A 17598-nucleotide genomic window follows, 5' to 3' on the forward strand; every position below is an offset into this window, starting at 1 on the left:
CGGTGGGGCGGCGCGTTCCGCCCCGCACCTGCCGGTGGGGGCCAGCGTGTCACGCGGCGCCGGCACCGCCTCGGGGGCATCCTGTGGGCACCTGTGGCCGCGGGGACAGCCGACGCGAAGGGTCCGATCATGAGCTTGCCGTCCCGGGGCGTCACGGTCGTCGTGCTCCTGGCGGATCCGGACGCGCCGACGGAGATCGCGCGGAGCATGGCCCGGGTGCTTCCCGCCCGGCTCGCCGAGAAGTCGGGCCGGCGACGGCGGTTCGACGTGCGGGTGGTCAGCGAGCCCTTCAGTTCGCGGTCCGAGGATCCGCCCACCTTGATGCGCCGGATCGTGGACCGTCGCAGTGCGGAGGACTGGGACGTCGTCGTGGCCCTCACCGACATTCCGCTCCACTCGCACGGGCGCAAGCTCGTCGTGGACCTGAGTCACGAACACGGCGTGGCGCTGCTGTCCCTTCCCCCGCTGGGGGGCCTGCGCCTGCAGAGGAAGGCCCGGCGGGCCGTGGAGCAGGCCGTGCTGGAGCTGGTGGACCCTCCGCCGACCGCGACCGAGGGGCCCACGGGAGGTGAGTCCGACCTGGGGTCCTTCGCCGGTCGTTTCGCGCCTGTCCACCAGGGTCCGGTGGCCGAGGAGGAGGCCGCCGATCTGCGGTACGTCGTCAGCGGGCCGCGCGGTTACCTCAGGGTGCTCGTCGGCATGGTCCGCGCCAACAGGCCGTGGCGCTTGGTGCCGGGCCTGTCGAAAGCCCTGGCGGCCGCGCTCGCCACGGGAGCCATCGCCGCCGTGAACTCCACGGTGTGGGCCCTGGCCGAGGCGCTGAGCGTGCCGCGCCTGGTGATCGCCATGGTGGGGTCCGTCGTCCTCATGACCGGCTGGCTGATCATCGACGCGCACCTGTGGCATCCAAAAGCGGGGGTCTCGCCGGAGGCGCGGAAGACGGCGGCCCTCTACAACGCCTCGACGGTCCTGACCGTCGGTATCGGGGTGATCGTCTGCTACGCGGGTCTGCTGGTCGTCAACCTGGTGTGGGCGGTGTTCATCATCAACGACCGGGTGTTCGCCTCGATGACGCAGACCCCGGTGCACGCTTCGACGTACTGGACGCTGTCCTGGTTCGTCGCCTCGGTCGCCACGGTGGGCGGCGCGCTGGGATCGGGCCTGGAGAGCGACGAGGCGATCCGCGCGGCCGCGTACTCCAAGCGCGAGAAAGAACGTCGCCACATGCTCCGGGACGCGGACGGCGACCAGCCCGCGACGTGAGCCGGGGACCCGCCCCGGCGGGCGGCCGTCCGGGTGCCGGCCACAGCGCTGGTCGATCGATGCGGGGTCGCTTAGCGTAGTGAACGGGGGGAATCGGACGATACGCGTCTCCATCAGTGCGGTGCCGCCTCGCGTGGCGGCGCCCGAGGGAGCAGTTATGAGAGCAGCGGTGTACGAAGAGCCGCGAACGGTCACCGTGAAGGACGTACCGGACGCGAAGATCGAACACCCGTGCGACATCCTCGTCAAGATCACCGCCACCAACATCTGCGGTTCCGACCTGCACATGTACGAGGGCCGCACCTCGTTCGAGTCCGGCCGCACCCTGGGGCACGAGAACCTGGGCCAGGTCGTCGAGGTCGGCTCGGCCGTCCGCAAAGTCCAGGTCGGCCAGTACGTGGTGCTGCCCTTCAACGTTGCCTGCGGCTTCTGCAAGCAGTGCGAGCGGGGCCTGACCAACTACTGCCTGACCATGCAGCCGGAACCGGCCCTCGCCGGAGCCGCCTACGGCTTCGCCGACATGGGCCCCTACCAGGGTGGCCAGGCGGAACTGCTGCGCGTGCCCTACGGCGACTTCAACGCCCTGCGGCTGGGCGAGGACGCCGCCGACCGGCAGACCGACTACGTGATGCTCGCCGACATCTTCCCCACCGGCTACCACGCCACCGAGATGGCCAACGTCAAACCGGGCGACCAGACGGTCGTCTTCGGAGCGGGCCCCGTCGGGCTCATGGCGGCCTACTCCGCCATCCTCAAGGGCGCCGGCCGCGTCTGGGTGGCCGACCACCAGCCCGACCGGCTGCGCAAGGCCGAGCAGATCGGGGCCATCCCGATCAACACCGCCGAGCAGGACCCGGCGGAGGTCGTCAAAGAGTCCACCCTCGGCCTGGGAGCCGACAACGGCTGCGAGTGCGTCGGCTACCAGGCGCACGACGCCGAGGGACACGAGGACGCCGGCCTCACGGTCAACGGACTGATCGACGCGGTCAGGTTCACCGGTGACATCGGCGTGGTGGGCGTGTTCCTGCCCGAGGACCCCGGCGGTGCCGAGGCCCAGGGAGAGCTGGAGGCGCAGGGCAAGGTGCCGATCGACTTCGGCCTGATGTGGTTCAAGGGCCAGCGCATGGGCACCGGGCAGGCACCGGTGAAGAGGTACAACCGGGCGCTGCGGGACCTGATCGCCGGCGGGAAGGCGGAGCCGAGCTTCGTCGTCTCCCACGAACTCGACCTGGCCGAGGCGCCCACCGCCTACGAGCACTTCGACGCCCGTGACGACGGCTGGACCAAGGTGGTCCTGCATCCCGACGGGGCACGTTAACCGCCACCGGCGGTGGGGGATCCGAGTGCCGGTCGTCCCGTCCGCGCCCGGCGAACGACGGGCGGCCGGCGCCTTCCCCTCACCTCACCGCACGTGAGGAGCACCCATGACGGCAGATACCCGCTCCACCTCCCGACTACGGCACGATCCGCTCGTCCGCGGCCTCGGCTGGGCCAGTGCGCTCCTGGGGGTGCCCCAGGTCGTCGACCCGGCCGGCTTCGCCCGCGCGCTGGGCGTGGGCGACGGCTCCCGGCAGCGCCTGACCACGGCCGCCGTCGGCGTACGCGAACTCGCGGCGGCGGCCGGGCTGCTGTGGCGGCCGCGTCCCGCGTGGCTCTGGGGACGCGTCGGCGGCGACCTGATGGATCTGGCGGCGCTGGCCCGGGCCTTGCGCAACCACGACGGCCGCGGTCTCGGCCGTACGGTCGCCGCGACCGCCGCGGTCACCGTGATCACGGCCACGGACGTCTACGCGGCCGTGACCCGTACCCGTAGGAGCGCCCCCATGGAACTGACCGCGACCACCACCGTCGCCGGCCGCCCGGACGAGGTCTACGACCTGTGGACCGACCTGGAACGCCTGCCGGACTTCATGGCGCACCTGGAGGACGTCCGCGTCACCGGTCCGCGCACCACCCACTGGCGGGCGAGCGCGCCGTTCGGCAGGACCGTCGAATGGGACGCCGAGGTCACCCGGGACGTCCCCGGCCGGCTGATCGCCTGGCGGTCGGCGGACGGCGCCGACGTCGACAACTCCGGCGAGGTCCGCCTGGCGCCCGCCCCCGGCGACCGGGGCACCGAGCTCCAGGTGACCCTGAGGTACGACCTGCCCGGCGGCGCGCTGGGCAAGACCGCGGCGCGCTACTTCGGCGAGGAACCGCACCAGCAGTTGGACGACGACCTGCGCCGTTTCAAGCAGATCGTGGAGACCGGCGAGATCGTCCGCTCCGAGGGGGCACCCGGCGGCAAGCGCGCCCGCGGGGAATTCCCGCAGCACCCGGCCCGACCGCTGACCGAGGGCGAACTGAAGGAGGCCCTGACATGAAGGCCAACTGCTGGACGGGACGCAACACGGTCGAGGTGCTGGACGTCCCGGAACCGTCGATCCTGAACAGCCGCGACGCCATCGTGAGAATCACCTCGACGGCGATCTGCGGCTCCGACCTCCATCTGCTCGACGGCTACGTCCCCACCATGGAGAAGGGCGACGTCATGGGCCACGAGTTCATGGGGGAGGTCGTCGAGGTCGGCTCCGGCATCGACGCCGACAAGCTGCGCGTCGGCGACCGGGTCGTCGTGCCGTTCCCGATCGCCTGCGGCGCCTGCGGGGCCTGCCGCGCGGAGCTGTACTCGTGCTGCGAGAACACCAACCCCAACGCCGGCCTCTCGGAGAAGTTCTTCGGTCACCCCACCGCCGGCATCTACGGCTACTCCCACCTCACCGGCGGCTTCGCCGGCGGCCAGGCCGAGTACGCCCGGGTGGTGCTCGCCGACGTCAACGCCCTCAAGATCGGGTCTGACCTCGACGACGAGCAGGTGCTGTTCCTGTCCGACATCCTGCCGACCGGGTACATGGGCGCCGAGATGTGCGACATCCAGGAAGGTGACGTCGTCGCCGTCTGGGGCGCCGGACCGGTCGGCCAGTTCGCGATGGACAGCGCCCGGGTTCTGGGCGCGGAGAAGGTCATCGCGATCGACAAGGAGACCTACCGGCTCGACATGGCCACCGCCGAGGGCTACACGGCCGTCGACTACGAGGACGTCGACGTACGGTCGGCCCTGCTGGAACTCACCGGCGGCCGCGGCCCCGACAAGTGCATCGACGCGGTCGGGATGGAAGCCACCCACGGCGCCTCCCACGTGCAGCTCTACGACCGCGCCAAGCAGGCGGCCCGCTCCGAGACCGACCGGCCGCACGCGCTGCGCCAGGCCATCCTGTCCTGCCGGAGCGGCGGCGTGGTGTCGGTCATCGGTGTCTACGGCGGCCTGATCGACAAATTCCCGGCGGGCGCGTGGATGAACAGGTCCCTCACGCTGCGCACCGGGCAGTGCCATGTGCAGAAGTACATGAAGCCGCTGCTGGGACTGATCGAGCAGGGCAAGATCGACCCCACCCGGGTGATCACCCACCGGCTGCCCCTGAGCGAGGCGCCGACCGGCTACGAGCTGTTCAAGAACAAGGCGGACAACTGCGAGAAGGTCGTCCTCAGACCGTGAGACCCGCGCCGGTGGACCGCGGCCCACCGCTCGCCTGACGCGCGTCGGCCGCCAGGACCACGCAAGGGTCCTGGCGGCCGACGCGCTGCCGGGCTACCTGGTCAGATACGCGTTGTAGATCGCCTCGGAGAGGGTGTTGCCCTTCTTGTCGGTGACGTCGGCCTTGAAGGAGACTCCCTTGCCGGCCTTGGGGTTCGCCACCGTCACCGTGCCGTTCCTGACGGTGAGCTGCTTCCAGTGCTTGCCGGCGTCGAAGGAGACGTACACCTTCAGCGATTTGAGGTTCTTCCCGGCGGCCGAACCCTCGACGGTGACCGGCACCTTGACGCCGGCTCCGGCCTTGGAGGTGCTCGCGCTGCTCAGCGCCGGGCTGAACCTCACCGCGGAGGAGGGCAGTCGGACCTCGGCCGCGGTCTCCTTGGAGGAGAAGGTCCACGCCGCCGTCACCTTGGTGCTGACCGCCGCGACACCGCTGCGGGTCACCGACGTGGTGAGCTTGTAGTGAGCGGCCGCGGCGGGCACGGTGAAGGACTCGCCGGCCAGCGGGTCCGCGTTGCTGCCGACCTTCTTGCCGTTGCGGTAGAGGGTGGTCACCACCGTGTCGTAGGTGGAGGAGCCCAGGTGGCCGGCGCCGTCCGCGAACAGCGGGAGGTAGCCGTAGATCTCGTTGCCGGATCGGTAGAGACCGGTGCTGTTGTCCACAGCCGGACCGAAGACGCCGACGTTGAAGGTCTTGGCGTAGCTCTTGCCCGTCTTGTAGACACTGTCGGTGGTGCTGTAGACCGCTTCGAGCTGCTCGCCCGAGCTGTCGAACTGCCAGAACTCGAACTGCCATCGCACCGACGGGCCGCCGTTGACGTACTCGGTGGTGGTGTTCGGAAGGTCCTCGGTGAAGCCGGTCGCACCGGAGCCCGGGTCGCCCGGCAGCACGCCGAAGGCGAAGAGCAAGCCCTTCTTGCCCTTCACCGAGGTGCCGGTCGCGACCTTGACCTTCGCCAGCTCAGCGGCCTTGGCGTGTTTGACGTAGCCGGTCGCCACCGTGGTCCTGTTGAGGCCGTACGCCAGGTCGTAGCGAGTCCTGCCGTTCGTCCAGGTGCCCGCGAACGACTGGATAAGGGTGCCTGCGGCGACCGCGGGGCCGAGATGCGCGGTACGGAAGTTGGTGTAGTTGTCCAGCCACCATCCGACGCCGTTGCTGAAGTCCGGGGTCTTGACGGTGACCTCGGTTCCCGCGAACTGCGCGACCGCCGCGTGGTCGGGGACGGTGATGTCGACCGGCCGCGCGGTGCGCGCGTCGACCGTGACGCCGGTGGTGCGGCCGACGGTCAGGTTCGGCTCGGTGATCCAGTCGGCACCCTTCCAGGTGGAGCCGTCACCGACGAAGACGCTGCTGCTGAGCATGTAGCGGCCCTTGGGCACCCGGACGGTGACGGTGCCACTGGCGTCGTACACCGGGATGAACGTGCCCGCCAGGTCACCGGACATCGGGAACAGCTCGGTGTCGTAGACGCCGGTCGCCTTCCCCTGCCGGTCCAGGTGCTTGACCGTGACGTCGTACGACTCGACCTCGCGTGTCACGCCCGCCGCGGTGCGGACGGTCTGGCCGTCGGCCGAGGTGGCGGTGACGTACGCGGTGTAGGCGCCGTCGACGGTGCCGCCGAGCATGGTGTCCACGGTGACGTCGACGCTCGCCGAGCCCCCGGCGGGCACCGTCACCGAAGGGGCGGAGAGGCTGAAGAAGCCGGCGGGGGCGGCCTGATGCCGCGGGTCGGTGCCCTTCACGGCGAGCGAGAGGACCACGGCTTTGCCACCGGTGTTGGTGTAGGTGAGCGTCCTGGTCTGCTTGGGGTCGTCACCGTGCGGCCACAGGGCCTTGGCGTAACTCAGGCTGGTCGAGCCGGGCTTCGCCGTGACGGTCTGCTTGACGGCCTTGGTCAGGTCGACCTGGCCGGTGCCCTGCTCGAACGGCGTGTATCCGGCGCCGCTGTCGGTGGTGGCGGCGACCAGTGCGGCCTTGATCTGCCGGCCGGTCCAGTCCGGGTGCTCCTGCGCCAGGTCGGCGGCGGCGCCCGCGACATGCGGGGTGGCCATCGACGTACCCGAGATCGTCAGATAGCCCGGCGGGTTCTCGCCGACCTCCTGGTCGATGACCGAGCCGGGAGCGGCGGCGGCGGTGATGTCCACACCGGGCGCGGTCACATCCGGCTTGACGGCGTCGTCGCCGACGCGCGGGCCGCGCGAGGAGAAGTCGGCCAGCGCGCTGTCCTTATCGACCGCGCCGACGGTCAGCGCGGCGTCCGCGCTGCCCGGCGATCCGACCGTCCCGGCGGCGGAGCCGTCGTTGCCCGCCGCGATGACGAACAGCGTGCCGTAGCGGGCGGACAGGGTGTCGACGGCCGACTCCAGCACGTCGGTGCCGGGCGTGTCGGTGCCGCCGAGGCTCAGGTTGGCTATTTTCGCCCCGGACTTGGCGGCCCACTCCAGGCCCGCGAGGACGTTGGAGTCGTCGCCGAAGCCGTCGTCGTCCAGCACCTTGCCGGAGATGATCTTCGCGCCGGGCGCGACGCCCTTGTACGTGCCGCCGGACCGCGCGCCGGTGCCCGCCGCGATGGACGCGACGTGCGTGCCGTGCCCGAAGTGGTCGTCAGGGTTGTCGGCGGTGGAGAAGTTCTGCACGTCGGTCACCTGGCCCGCCAGGTCCTGGTGGGCCTTGTCGACACCGGTGTCGAGCACGGCGATCTTCACGCCGGTGCCGTCGTAGCCGGCGTCCCACGCGCTCGGCGCGCCGATCTGCCGGCGGCTCCAGTCGAGGGTCGACGCCTTCTGCACCGCGTCCAGCCACACCTTCTTCAGGCCCGCCTCGGCGGCCGCGTACGGCGCGCCCTTCACCGGCGCGCTGGTCAGTGCCTGCCAGACACCGGCGGTGCGGGCCGCCGGCGCCGTGACGGCCTCGGCGTTGAGCGTGCCGTACGTGTGCGTGACCCTGGCGCCGTCGGCCCGGTGCAGATCGGCCTTCGCGTCGGAGCCCGAGCCCTGGTAGGTGACGATGTACCCAAGGCCGTGCGCCTGCGCCTTGCGGTATTCCGGCCGGTTCAGCGTCGTGACGTCGAACAGCCGCCGGTCGACGCGGCCCTGGTCGACAAGCCGGACCGCGTCCAGCGGCAGCGCGTACGCGTGCCCCTTGACGGTCTGTATCTCGACGGGGATGTGCTCGCGCCCCTTGCCGTGCTGGAGGGCGACCGGTTTGCCGTCGGCGCTCACGCCGATCCGGTCACCGGTGATGAGCGTCACCCAGGTCTCCGCCTTGGCCCCCCCGGCCTTGTGTGGCGCACCCGCCAGGTCCCGCTGCGCCGGACGCCCGCCCGCGGCCCCCGCGGGAGCAACTGCCCCTGCGGTCAGCGCCGCCGCCATCCCTGCCGCGAGCGCTGCCGCCCGCGCTTTTCGCCAACTCTTGTGCAACTGAGTCCCCTTGTGCCGTGGTCTGGACACACGGGAGTCACTGTCGAGGCACCGAGCATTCGTGATGTTCCCCCACGAACCATCCCCCTGCAGAACCCCCCGTTCGCATACGCAGTATGTGGGGGCTTTCTCAAGATTCGCAAGAGCCACATACGGAACACATGCTTCAGCTCGGTGCTGCCCAATTCCGTTTGTCAGGTGCGTCGTTGACCGGATTCCGGCGCGCTGTCGCGGCGGCCTGCGGGTCCGTCGCCCAGCGGATGTCAGCCCTTGGCCGCCGGACGGTCCTCAGGATCCGGACAGCACCTCGGGCCGGTCGAGAACCATCTCGACCTCCGTCTTGGAGGGATCGCCCTTCATCGGGGCCGTCACCCCGGAGCGCACGAATCCGAACCGCCGGTAGAAACCCTCGGCCCGCGCGTTGTCCTCGTGGACGTACAACCGCACCCGTGCCACGTCCGCGACCGAGACGGCCCACTCGACGGCCGCCTCGAAAAGCGCGTCGATCGCTCCGCTCCCGCGGTATTGGGGGCGCACGAACACGCCGACGATGTGCGCCTGGCGCTGCTGGACGGTCACGCCGAACACGTCGCTGCCGCCCGCCTCCTCGACCAGCACGGTCACCGTGCCGCTCCACACCCCGTCCGGCCCCTCGGCCACGAACTGCCGCACCCGCGTCCCGCCGGACGCCCCTTCGGCCCGCTCCCGCCAGAAGGATTCCGGTTCCGCGACCGCCCGCTCGTACGTCTCGAGAAAGGCGATCGGAGCCGCCGGATCACGCAGCGCGAAGAGCCGCAGTTCCTTCACCTGGGGCCACTCGTCGGCACGGATCGGGCGAACGGCGTCGCGCCACAGCTGGTTCATGGCGCCGACCCTACGGCAGGCCGACTTCCCGTCACCACGGCATTTCCGCAGGTCCCCGCCGCCCCGCACGCTCCACCGCTGATCCGCGGCCCGCCCCGCCGACGGTGCCCGCGCCGGACTTCGGTTCGTTCCCGGCGTGGGCGCCCCCCATCCATGTGCCTGGCGCCGTGGGCGAGCGCGGCCGAGGCGGGCGGTCGCCACCGGCCGACTCCGCGGTGAATCGCGGCAGTTGCTCATACAGACCATGTCGTCGTTGACACCGGTCGCCGAGGACGTTGGTCCGTCGCCGGTTCTGCGTCAATGACCTGGACGGATCGGGCGGCCGGATATGCCGGTCGTCGCGTTCGCCGACGCCGACGCCGACGCCGACGCCGACGCCGACGCCCACGCCGACGCCGACGCCGCGGCCGCGGCGTCGGCGAGGGCCGTGGCTGCCGCCGCGGCCGTGCGACAACGGTGGAGTCGCCGGTCAGGACTGCTCGGATGCCTGCTGGATGACCACTTGCGCCGCGTGGACGAGGTCGGCGTTGCTCGTGGCCGGTGTGCCGTCGGGCAGGTGGAGCACGTCCTCCAGTCCGATCCGCGTGTCCAGCCGGCGAGAGGCCGCGAACCGCAGGACGGGCCAGGCGGCGTCGTCCTCGCCGTGCAGGAGGATCGGTGAGGTCGCTCCGGGCTGTAGTTCGGCGAGCAGGTCGGCCGCGGCCCGGACCGCGGTCCGCGGGTCGGTGTCGGTGATCTCCGCCAGGACGCGCAAGACGCGGTGGGACTCAGGCCAGCTGAGGAAGCGCCGCGCCGCGCGGGTTCCGGAGTAGATGCCGGCTTCGACGCCGACGCCTCGGTCCAGCAGGGCGGTGGCGACCTCGGTGGCGCCGTCCTCGTGCCAGTTCACGGACGCGTGGTCCGGCAGCACGGTCCAGGAGCGGACCTGGGCCGCGCGCGTTCCGGAAGCCGGCGCGGTCCAGGCGCCGGTGGTGACGCCGACGGGAACGCCTGGGACGGCGGCCCGTACGGCTACGAGGGCCGCGGCGACGGCAGCGGGGTGCAACGTGTCCGCGCCGTCGCGGTCCTTGGGGTGGAGATGGATGTCCTGGGCGCCGGCGGCGACAGCTGTCCGGGCTGCCGTCGCAAGCTCCTGCGGCGTCACGGGAAGGTGAGCGCATTCCGTGCGGCTCCGGGCACCGTTCAGACAGACTTGCACCATGGGGTGATCGTCTCAGCCGGGTCCGACAGGGGAGCCGCGGAGCCGGAGCCCTGCCGGAGCTTTGGCTCGCATCGGCGCTACGGATCCTCGCACGGATCCTCGCTCCGACCACGAGGCCGCACGCGCCGGGCACCGCAGTGGCCCGGGCACGCACTGCGCTGCGGAGATGCGCGTGGCGGATTCCCCGGCGCACCGGAACTCGCATAATATGTCGCATATGGCACATCGTGGCCCAAGGATCGCTGTCGTCACGGGTGCGGCCCGAGGCATTGGTGCCGCGGTCGCGCGTGGACTGTCCGAGCGCGGGATGCGGGTCGTCCTGCTGGGCAGAGAGCTGGAGTCGCTGCGAGCGGTGGCGGACAGCCTGCCGGGCACGCCGTGCTGCATCGAAGCGGATGTCACCGACGAGGCGGCGATGCAGGGAAGTGCGCGGTCCGTGGCGGAACGCCTCGGACCGGCCTCCGTCGTGGTGGCGAACGCCGGAATCGCGGTCGCGGGGCCCTTCGCCAACTGCGACGCGGCCCTGTGGAACCGGGTGATCGGGGTGAACCTGATCGGCAGCGCGGTGACCGCCCGGGTCTTCCTGCCCCAGCTGCTGGAGACCCGCGGATACTTCCTGCAGGTCGCGTCGAGCGCCGCCTTCGGATCCGCTCCGATGATGAGCGCCTATTGCGCGTCGAAAGCCGGTGTCGAATCCTTCGCGCAGGCCCTGCGAAGCGAGATGGAACCCGAAGGCGTGGGTGTCGGAATCGCCTATCTGCACTGGACGGACACCGACATGATCGATGAACTCGACGAGCATGTCGTGCTGCGCGAGCTGCGCAGACGCCAGCCCGCACCGGCCCGCCGCGTACATTCGGCCGCCCGGGTCGCCGAGCTGCTGGTCCGCGGCATCGAACGCCGCTCGCCCACCCTCTACGCGCCCCCCTGGCTGCGTCTGGCCCAGCCCCTGCGTCCGCTGTTTCCCCACCTGGTCGCATGGGCCGCCCGCCGCTCGTTCGCCCGGATGTCCCCGGCTGAGTTCCATGCGGCGGCGGGGGTCCTGGGCGCGGGGGGCCACGCCGACTGGGACGTCCAGCGCAGCGCCGCTCCCATCCGTCCCACCACGCCGCCGCAGGATTAGCCCCGTCCTGGGCCCCGGCCGCTTCCAGCCGTCCGGGTCCGCTCCACCGGCTAGGCGGTCCACCCCATCGCGTTGTAGTCCCAGTCGGCCAGGCCCGAGGCGCCGAAGTTCGCCAGGCCCGAGCGGACCGCGAGGATCTGCGGGCGCTGGTAGAGCTCGATGGAGTGCACCTGGTCCCAGATCTGCGCGTCGGCCTGGTTGTACAGGTCGATGGCCGCGTTCTGGTCGGTGGTCTGCGCGGCCTGGCTGATCAGCTGCTGGATCTGCGGGGTCGAGATCCGGCCGTAGTTGCCGTAGATCTGCGTGGCGGTGGGCGCCTGGAAGGTCGAGTACAGCAGCGTCTGGAAGATGGCGTCGACGTTGCGGAAGCTCACCAGGTCGAAGGCGCCGGTGTGGACGTACTTCTCGAAGTAGTCGTCGGCCGGGACCGTCTGGATCTTCACCGCGATGCCCGCCTGGCCCAGCTGGGCCTGCACCAGTTGCGCCTGGTCGGTGGCCGAGGTGCTGGAGCCGGCGCTGAGCACGTACTGCAGGGTGAGCTGCTTGCCGTCCTTGGTGCGGGGCTTGCCCGCGCCGTTGTCCTTCCAGCCTGCCGAGTCCAGCAGCTTCTTGGCGCCCGCGAGGTCATGGCTGCCCCACTTGCCGCTGTTGTCCTTGTAGCCCTGCTGGTTGGGCATGAAGAAGTGGTTGCCGAGCGGCGTGACCGGGAAGGGCAGGTCCTTGGAGAAGGCGGCGACAATGCCCTGCCGGTCGATCGCCAGGTCCACGGCCTGCCGGACGGCGAGGTCCTGGAGCGGGCCGCGCGCGCCGTTGAGGGTGATGTGCACCTCGTCCCAGCGGGCGCCGCTCCTGATGTCGGTGCCGGGGGACTTCGCCAGCCGCTTGTAGTCCTCGGGCTGGATGGCGGAGGTGTAGTCGATCTCCTTGTTGAGATACGCGTCGGTTTCCGCCGAGCCGTCGAGCGCCCGGTAGATGATGCTGTCCAGCTTCGGCTTGGCGCCCCACCAGTTCGGGTCGGGCACGGTGCTGACGGTCTGCGCCGTCTTGTCGTAGCCGCTGATCTTCCAGGAGTTGCCGGTGATCGGGACCTTGCCCAGCCAGCCCTTGTTGAACAGTTCGGGCGTCGCGATCGAGGGCGCCGGCAGCAGCGGGCGGAAGAGCCGCTTCCAGTCCGCGTACGGCTTGCCGAAGGTGATCTTCACCTGCTGGTCGTCAACGCCCCTGGTGACCGAGGAGATCTGCTCGTAGCCGCTGGTGTCGGCCACCAGGTAGCGGTCGTCCTTGCCGCTCAGCGCCTTCCACTGGGTGGCGAAGTCCTGCCAGCTCAGCTGCTTGCCGTCAGACCACTTCGCCTTGGGGTTCAGGGTGTACGTCACGACCTGCGGGCTGGTGGAGGTCACCTCGGCCGAGAGCAGGAAGTCCTTGTCGACGGTGGAGGCGCCCTGCGCGTCGTAGTGGAAGAGACTGGGCTCGACCTGCGCCACGATGGACTGGGCGTCGCCCTGGTTGCCGTCCACCTGGTAGGAGTTCCACTGCGAGATCCACTGGTGGATCGCCATCTTCAGGGTGCCGCCCTGCTTGACCTTGCTCAGGGGCTGCGGGTTGATCCCCTGGGCGTGGACCGCGGGCGGCGCGGAGCTCTTCTTCGCGTCCGGTTTCGCGTCGTCGGAGCCGCTGCCGCACCCCGCCGTCAGCGCCACCGCGGAAAGGGCCACGGCGACCGCGGTAACAGGTCTGCCGAACATCCTGGGCATGTGCGATTCCTCCGGTAGTCGAGCACGGTGCGGCAGCAACTGTCACCACGGGGCACAGTGCTGGCGGTTGACGTTAAACCGCACCCGAGGTCACTCCCGCCCCTTTGGTAAGGCTGTCATGGTCTCTTCATATTTCTGCAACACTCCGCCTCCAAGATCGTGAGTGACCAGGAGAGAGGACCCGACGTGCTCGCGTATCTGGCCAGGAGGCTCGGCTACTACGTGGTCCTGCTGCTGGTGGCCGTCTGCCTGTCGTACGCGCTCGCCGCCACCGCGCTGCAGCCGCGCGCGTACTTCGAGGCGCGGCAGCCGCCGCCGCGGCCGGCCGCGGTCCAGGCGCAACTCAGCGCGCTCGGCATCGATGACCACACACCGCTCTACGACCGGTTCGGCCACTGGGCCGCCCACGCGGTGCGCGGCGATCTGGGCCGCACTATCGACGACACCTCCGTCAACGACGAGTTCGGCCGCCGCGTCGGGGTCAGCCTGCGGCTGCTGATCGTCGGCACCGCGGCGGGCACGGTGGCCGGCATCCTGGCCGGCGCGTGGACCGCGGTGCGCCAATACCGGCTCTCCGACCGGCTGGTCACCCTGACCTCCTTCCTGCTGCTGTCCACGCCGGTCTTCCTGCTCGCCGTGCTGCTCAAGATCGGCGCGATCAGGCTCAACCAGGCGCTGGGCACCGACTTCATCCAGTTCACCGGCGAGAAGACCCCCGGGCTGCAGGGCGGTTGGACCGCGCACGCCAAGGACCGGGCGGTGCACCTGCTGCTGCCGAGCCTGTCCATCGGCCTGATCACGCTGGCCACCTACAGCCGCTACCAGCGCAGCACCATGCTGGACGTGCTCGGCTCCGACTACCTGCGCACCGCGCGGGCCAAGGGCCTCACCCGCCGCAAGGCGCTGCTGCGGCACGGGCTGCGCACCGCGCTCATCCCCATGTCGACCTTCTTCTCCTACAACTTCCTCGCGGTCTTCACCGGCGCCATCTTCACCGAGGCGATCTTCGGCTGGCACGGCATGGGGGAGTGGCTGGTCGCCTCCATCGGCAAGGACGACGTCAACTCGGTCGTCGCCGTCAGCACCTTCGCGGCCGTCGTGGTGCTGCTGTCGGGCTTCGTGGCCGACCTGCTGCACGCCGCACTCGATCCGCGCGTCCGCCACTCCTGACCACCGCACTCGTTCCGCCCGTTCGCCACTCCTGACAGGGGCCACACCACACCGCCATGGCAACAGCACCGGAAACCCTGCTCGCCGGGGCCGACCAGGACGACGGCCTGATCGCCCGGCCGCCCAGCCGGGCCAGAGTCACCCTGCGCCGCTTCGCCGCGCACCGCACCGCCTTGGCGGGGCTGATCGTCGTGGCGCTGCTGTTCGTGCTCGCCTTCGCGGGGCCGCATCTGACCCGGTGGAGCTACAGCGACATCGACTACACCGCGCTGCGCTCCGCGCCCTCCTCCCGGCACTGGTGGGGCACCAACAGGATCGGCCAGGACGTCTTCGCACAGACCGTGCACGGCCTCCAGAAGTCGCTGATCATCGGGCTGCTGGTGGGGGTGGCCGCGACCGGCGGCGCGGCGGTGGTCGGCGCGTGCGCCGGCTACTTCGGCGGCTGGACCGACCGGCTGCTGACCTTCACCACCGACCTGCTGCTGATCTTCCCGAGCTTTCTGGTGATCTCCGTCGTCTCACCCCGGCTCAAGGGCGGCGGCTGGCTGGTCTTCGCGCTGCTGCTGGCCTTCTTCGCCTGGATGGTCACCGCCCGGGTGGTGCGGTCGATGGCCATCTCGCTGCGGGAGCGCGAGTTCGTACGCGCCGCCCGCTACATGGGCGTCGGGCCGCTGCGGATCATCGCCCGGCACATCGTGCCCAACGTGGCGTCCTTCCTCATCATCGACGCCACCATCGCGGTGGGCTCGGCGGTGATGAGCGAGACGGCACTGTCCTACTTCGGCTTCGGTGTGCAGTCCCCCGACGTCTCGCTCGGCACTCTGATCGCCGACGGTACCGGCGCCGCCGTCACCTACCCGTGGATGTTCTTCTTCGCCGCCGGGCTGCTGGTGGTCTTCGTCCTGGCGGTCAACCTGGTCGGCGACGGCCTGCGCGACGCGATCGACCCGACATCACGGCCCGGCCGCCGCCGGGGCAGGGGAGCGGCCAAGTGAATGCCACGACCGCCGGCGCCGTCCTCGACATCCGCGGCCTGCACGTGGACTTCGCCGGTGTGCCCGCTGTACGCGGGGTGGACCTCGCCCTGCGCCGCGGTGAAGTCCTCGGCCTGGTCGGCGAGTCCGGCTCGGGCAAGTCGGTGACCGCGCTGGCCGCGATGGGCCTGCTGCCGAGCGGCGCGGACGTACGCGGCTCCGTGACCCTGGACGGGACGGAACTGATGGGCGCGGGCGACACGGCGCTGTCCGCGGTGCGCGGCAACCGCATCGCCATGGTCTTCCAGGACCCGCTGTCCGCCTTCACCCCGGTCTACCGGATCGGCGACCAGATCGTGGAGGCCCTGCGCACCCACCAGGACATCTCCCGTGAGCGGGCCGCGGAAAGGGCGGTGGAACTCCTCGACCTGGTCGGCATCCCCGAGCCGCGCATCAGGGCCGCGGCCTTCCCGCACGAATTCTCCGGCGGTATGCGGCAGCGCGCCATGATCGCCATGGCGGTGGCCAACGACCCCGACGTCATCCTCGCCGACGAGCCCACCACCGCGCTCGACGTCACCGTGCAGGCGCAGGTGCTCGACGTGCTGCGCACCGCGCAGCGCGAGACCGGCGCGGCCCTGCTGCTGGTCAGCCACGATCTGGGGGTCATCGCCGGCACCGCCGACCGGGTCGCGGTGATGTACGCGGGCCGGATCGTGGAGACCGCGCCCGTGGACGAGCTCTTCGCCCGGCCGCGCATGCCGTACACGCTGGGCCTGATCGGCGCGGTGCCGCGGCTCGACGCCGACGCCAAGGGGCGGCCCGAGCCCCTGGTGCCGATCCCCGGCGCACCGCCCGCCCCCGCCGCACTCCCGCCGGGCTGCGCCTTCGCGCCGCGCTGCCCGCTCGCCGAGGACCGCTGCCGGGTGGCGCAGCCCGAGTTGGTGGAGGTGGCACTTCCCGAGCCGGCCGTGGCGGTACGGCCCGAGCCGGCCGTGGCGGCGGACGAGCCGCACCTGGCGGCCTGCCTGCGGGCCGGCGAGGTCGCGGGGCTGCGCCCGCTCGACGTCTTCCCCGTGCCGGGCGCCGACGTTGCGGCGGAACGCGCCGCCGACGGGCGGCCGGAAGGGACGAGCGTGCTGCGGGTCAGCGGGCTCGCCAAGACCTTCCCGCTGCTCAAGGGAGCGGTGTTCAGACGCCGGGTCGGCTCGGTCCACGCCGTGGACGGGGTGGACCTCGACATCAGGGCCGGTGAAGTCCTCGGCCTGGTCGGCGAGTCCGGCTCGGGCAAGTCCACCACGCTCTTCGAGATCCTGGAACTGCGCCGCCCGGAGCGCGGCAGTGTCGAGGTGCTGGGCCGCGGCACCGACACGCTGACCCGGCGTGAGGCGCACGCCCTGCGGGCCCAGGTGCAGATCGTCTTCCAGGACCCGATGGCCAGCCTCGACCCGCGGCTGCCGGTCGGCGACATCATCGCCGAGCCGCTGCGCGCCCAGCGCGCCGAGCGGGACCGGATCGCCCGCCGGGTCCCGGAACTGCTGCGCCAGGTGGGCCTCGACCCGGCGCACGCCGACCGCTTCCCGCACGAGTTCTCCGGCGGCCAGCGGCAGCGCATCGGCATCGCCCGCGCCCTGGCGGTGGACCCCAGACTGCTGGTGCTCGACGAGCCGGTGTCCGCGCTCGACGTGTCGGTCCAGGCGGGCATCCTCAACCTGCTGCTGCGGCTGCGGGCCGAACTCGGCCTGTCCTACCTGTTCGTGTCGCACGACTTGTCCGTGGTGCGGCACATCGCCGACCGGGTGAGCGTGATGTACCTGGGCCGTACGGTCGAGACCGGCGCGGTCGGCGAGGTCTTCACCCGGCCCCTGCACCCCTACACCCAGGCGCTGCTGTCCGCGGTGCCGCTGCCCGACCCGGTACGCGAGCGGGCGCGCGCCAGGATCCTGCTGCCCGGCGATCCGCCGAGCCCGACCAGGCGGTTGCGGGGGTGCCCCTTCCGCTCCCGCTGCCAGGTCTTCGCCGCGCTGCCGGGGCCGCAGCGCGAGCGCTGCACCGACCAGGCGCCGCCGCTGGCGGAGCAGGGCGGGGACCACGTGGCGGCCTGCCACTTCCCGGCCGCGCGACCAGTGCTCTGACCACCCCGGGCAACGCCCCGCGGCGGTCAGGCGCGGACCCGAGCCGCCGACCGCGGCGGGTGCGGGCGGTCCGGGGCCCGGTCGACCGACCGGGCCCCGGGCGTCCGATCCGCCGCCGCG

Annotated in this window: 12 protein-coding genes; 8 read left to right on the forward strand and 4 right to left on the reverse strand. The window is 71.3% G+C overall.

Annotated features, from left to right (window positions below; translation table 11 throughout):
• Nucleotides 1-129: 129 nt before the first annotated feature.
• The 4 genes from BUE44_RS22170 (at nt 130) to BUE44_RS22185 (ending at nt 4798) form a co-directional block, all read left to right on the forward strand.
• Nucleotides 130-1263: a hypothetical protein gene (locus BUE44_RS22170; protein WP_200804484.1), complete on the forward strand. Its 1134-nt coding sequence runs from the start codon at nt 130-132 to the stop codon at nt 1261-1263.
• Nucleotides 1264-1420: 157 nt separating this feature from the next.
• Nucleotides 1421-2581: a glutathione-independent formaldehyde dehydrogenase gene (locus BUE44_RS22175; RefSeq protein ID WP_200804485.1), complete on the forward strand. Its 1161-nt coding sequence runs from the start codon at nt 1421-1423 to the stop codon at nt 2579-2581.
• A gap of 106 nt (nt 2582-2687) precedes the next feature.
• Nucleotides 2688-3626, forward strand: a complete 939-nt coding sequence (locus BUE44_RS22180) for an SRPBCC family protein (protein WP_073500732.1) — start codon at nt 2688-2690, stop codon at nt 3624-3626.
• Nucleotides 3623-4798, forward strand: a complete 1176-nt coding sequence (locus tag BUE44_RS22185) for a zinc-dependent alcohol dehydrogenase (protein WP_073500733.1) — start codon at nt 3623-3625, stop codon at nt 4796-4798. The genes BUE44_RS22180 and BUE44_RS22185 overlap by 4 nt, the downstream gene beginning before the upstream one ends.
• 93 nt (nt 4799-4891) lie before the next feature.
• Here BUE44_RS22185 and BUE44_RS22190 read toward each other — a convergent pair whose 3' ends face one another.
• From BUE44_RS22190 to BUE44_RS22200, 3 genes are all read right to left on the reverse strand, one after another.
• Entirely contained in the window at nt 4892-8089 is a 3198-nt protein-coding gene (locus BUE44_RS22190) for a S8 family peptidase (protein ID WP_322940494.1), read from the reverse strand.
• Between the two features lie 456 nt (nt 8090-8545).
• Nucleotides 8546-9121 (reverse strand): GNAT family N-acetyltransferase, encoded by a 576-nt coding sequence (locus tag BUE44_RS22195; protein ID WP_073500735.1) that lies wholly within the window; start codon nt 9119-9121, stop codon nt 8546-8548.
• A 469-nt stretch (nt 9122-9590) separates the two neighbouring features.
• Complete coding sequence (locus BUE44_RS22200; RefSeq protein ID WP_073500736.1) at nt 9591-10322, reverse strand: 3-keto-5-aminohexanoate cleavage protein; 732 nt, start codon at nt 10320-10322, stop codon at nt 9591-9593.
• 208 nt (nt 10323-10530) lie between these two features.
• Between BUE44_RS22200 and BUE44_RS22205 the strand changes: the two genes are divergently transcribed.
• A complete protein-coding gene (locus tag BUE44_RS22205) occupies nt 10531-11445 on the forward strand; it encodes an SDR family oxidoreductase (protein ID WP_407640044.1) in 915 nt (304 codons plus the stop codon).
• A gap of 50 nt (nt 11446-11495) precedes the next feature.
• Here BUE44_RS22205 and BUE44_RS22210 read toward each other — a convergent pair whose 3' ends face one another.
• The gene (locus BUE44_RS22210; RefSeq protein WP_073500738.1) at nt 11496-13199 is read right to left on the reverse strand and encodes an ABC transporter family substrate-binding protein; all 1704 of its coding nucleotides are present in this window, start codon (nt 13197-13199) and stop codon (nt 11496-11498) included.
• Between the two features lie 186 nt (nt 13200-13385).
• On the opposite strand from BUE44_RS22210, the gene BUE44_RS22215 reads away from it, so the two are divergent.
• From BUE44_RS22215 to BUE44_RS22225, 3 genes are read left to right on the forward strand one after another with little or no spacing between them, the layout of a single operon-like run.
• Nucleotides 13386-14369 (forward strand): ABC transporter permease, encoded by a 984-nt coding sequence (locus BUE44_RS22215; protein WP_073500739.1) that lies wholly within the window; start codon nt 13386-13388, stop codon nt 14367-14369.
• Nucleotides 14370-14425: 56 nt separating this feature from the next.
• Nucleotides 14426-15364 (forward strand): ABC transporter permease, encoded by a 939-nt coding sequence (locus BUE44_RS22220; protein ID WP_073500740.1) that lies wholly within the window; start codon nt 14426-14428, stop codon nt 15362-15364.
• On the forward strand, nt 15361-17478 hold the full coding sequence (locus BUE44_RS22225) for a dipeptide ABC transporter ATP-binding protein (RefSeq protein ID WP_107415799.1): 2118 nt from the start codon (nt 15361-15363) through the stop codon (nt 17476-17478). The genes BUE44_RS22220 and BUE44_RS22225 overlap by 4 nt, the downstream gene beginning before the upstream one ends.
• The last annotated feature ends 120 nt before the right edge of the window (nt 17479-17598 follow it).

Origin of the sequence: Actinacidiphila paucisporea (assembly GCF_900142575.1) — a bacterium.
GTDB classification, from domain to species: domain Bacteria; phylum Actinomycetota; class Actinomycetes; order Streptomycetales; family Streptomycetaceae; genus Actinacidiphila; species Actinacidiphila paucisporea.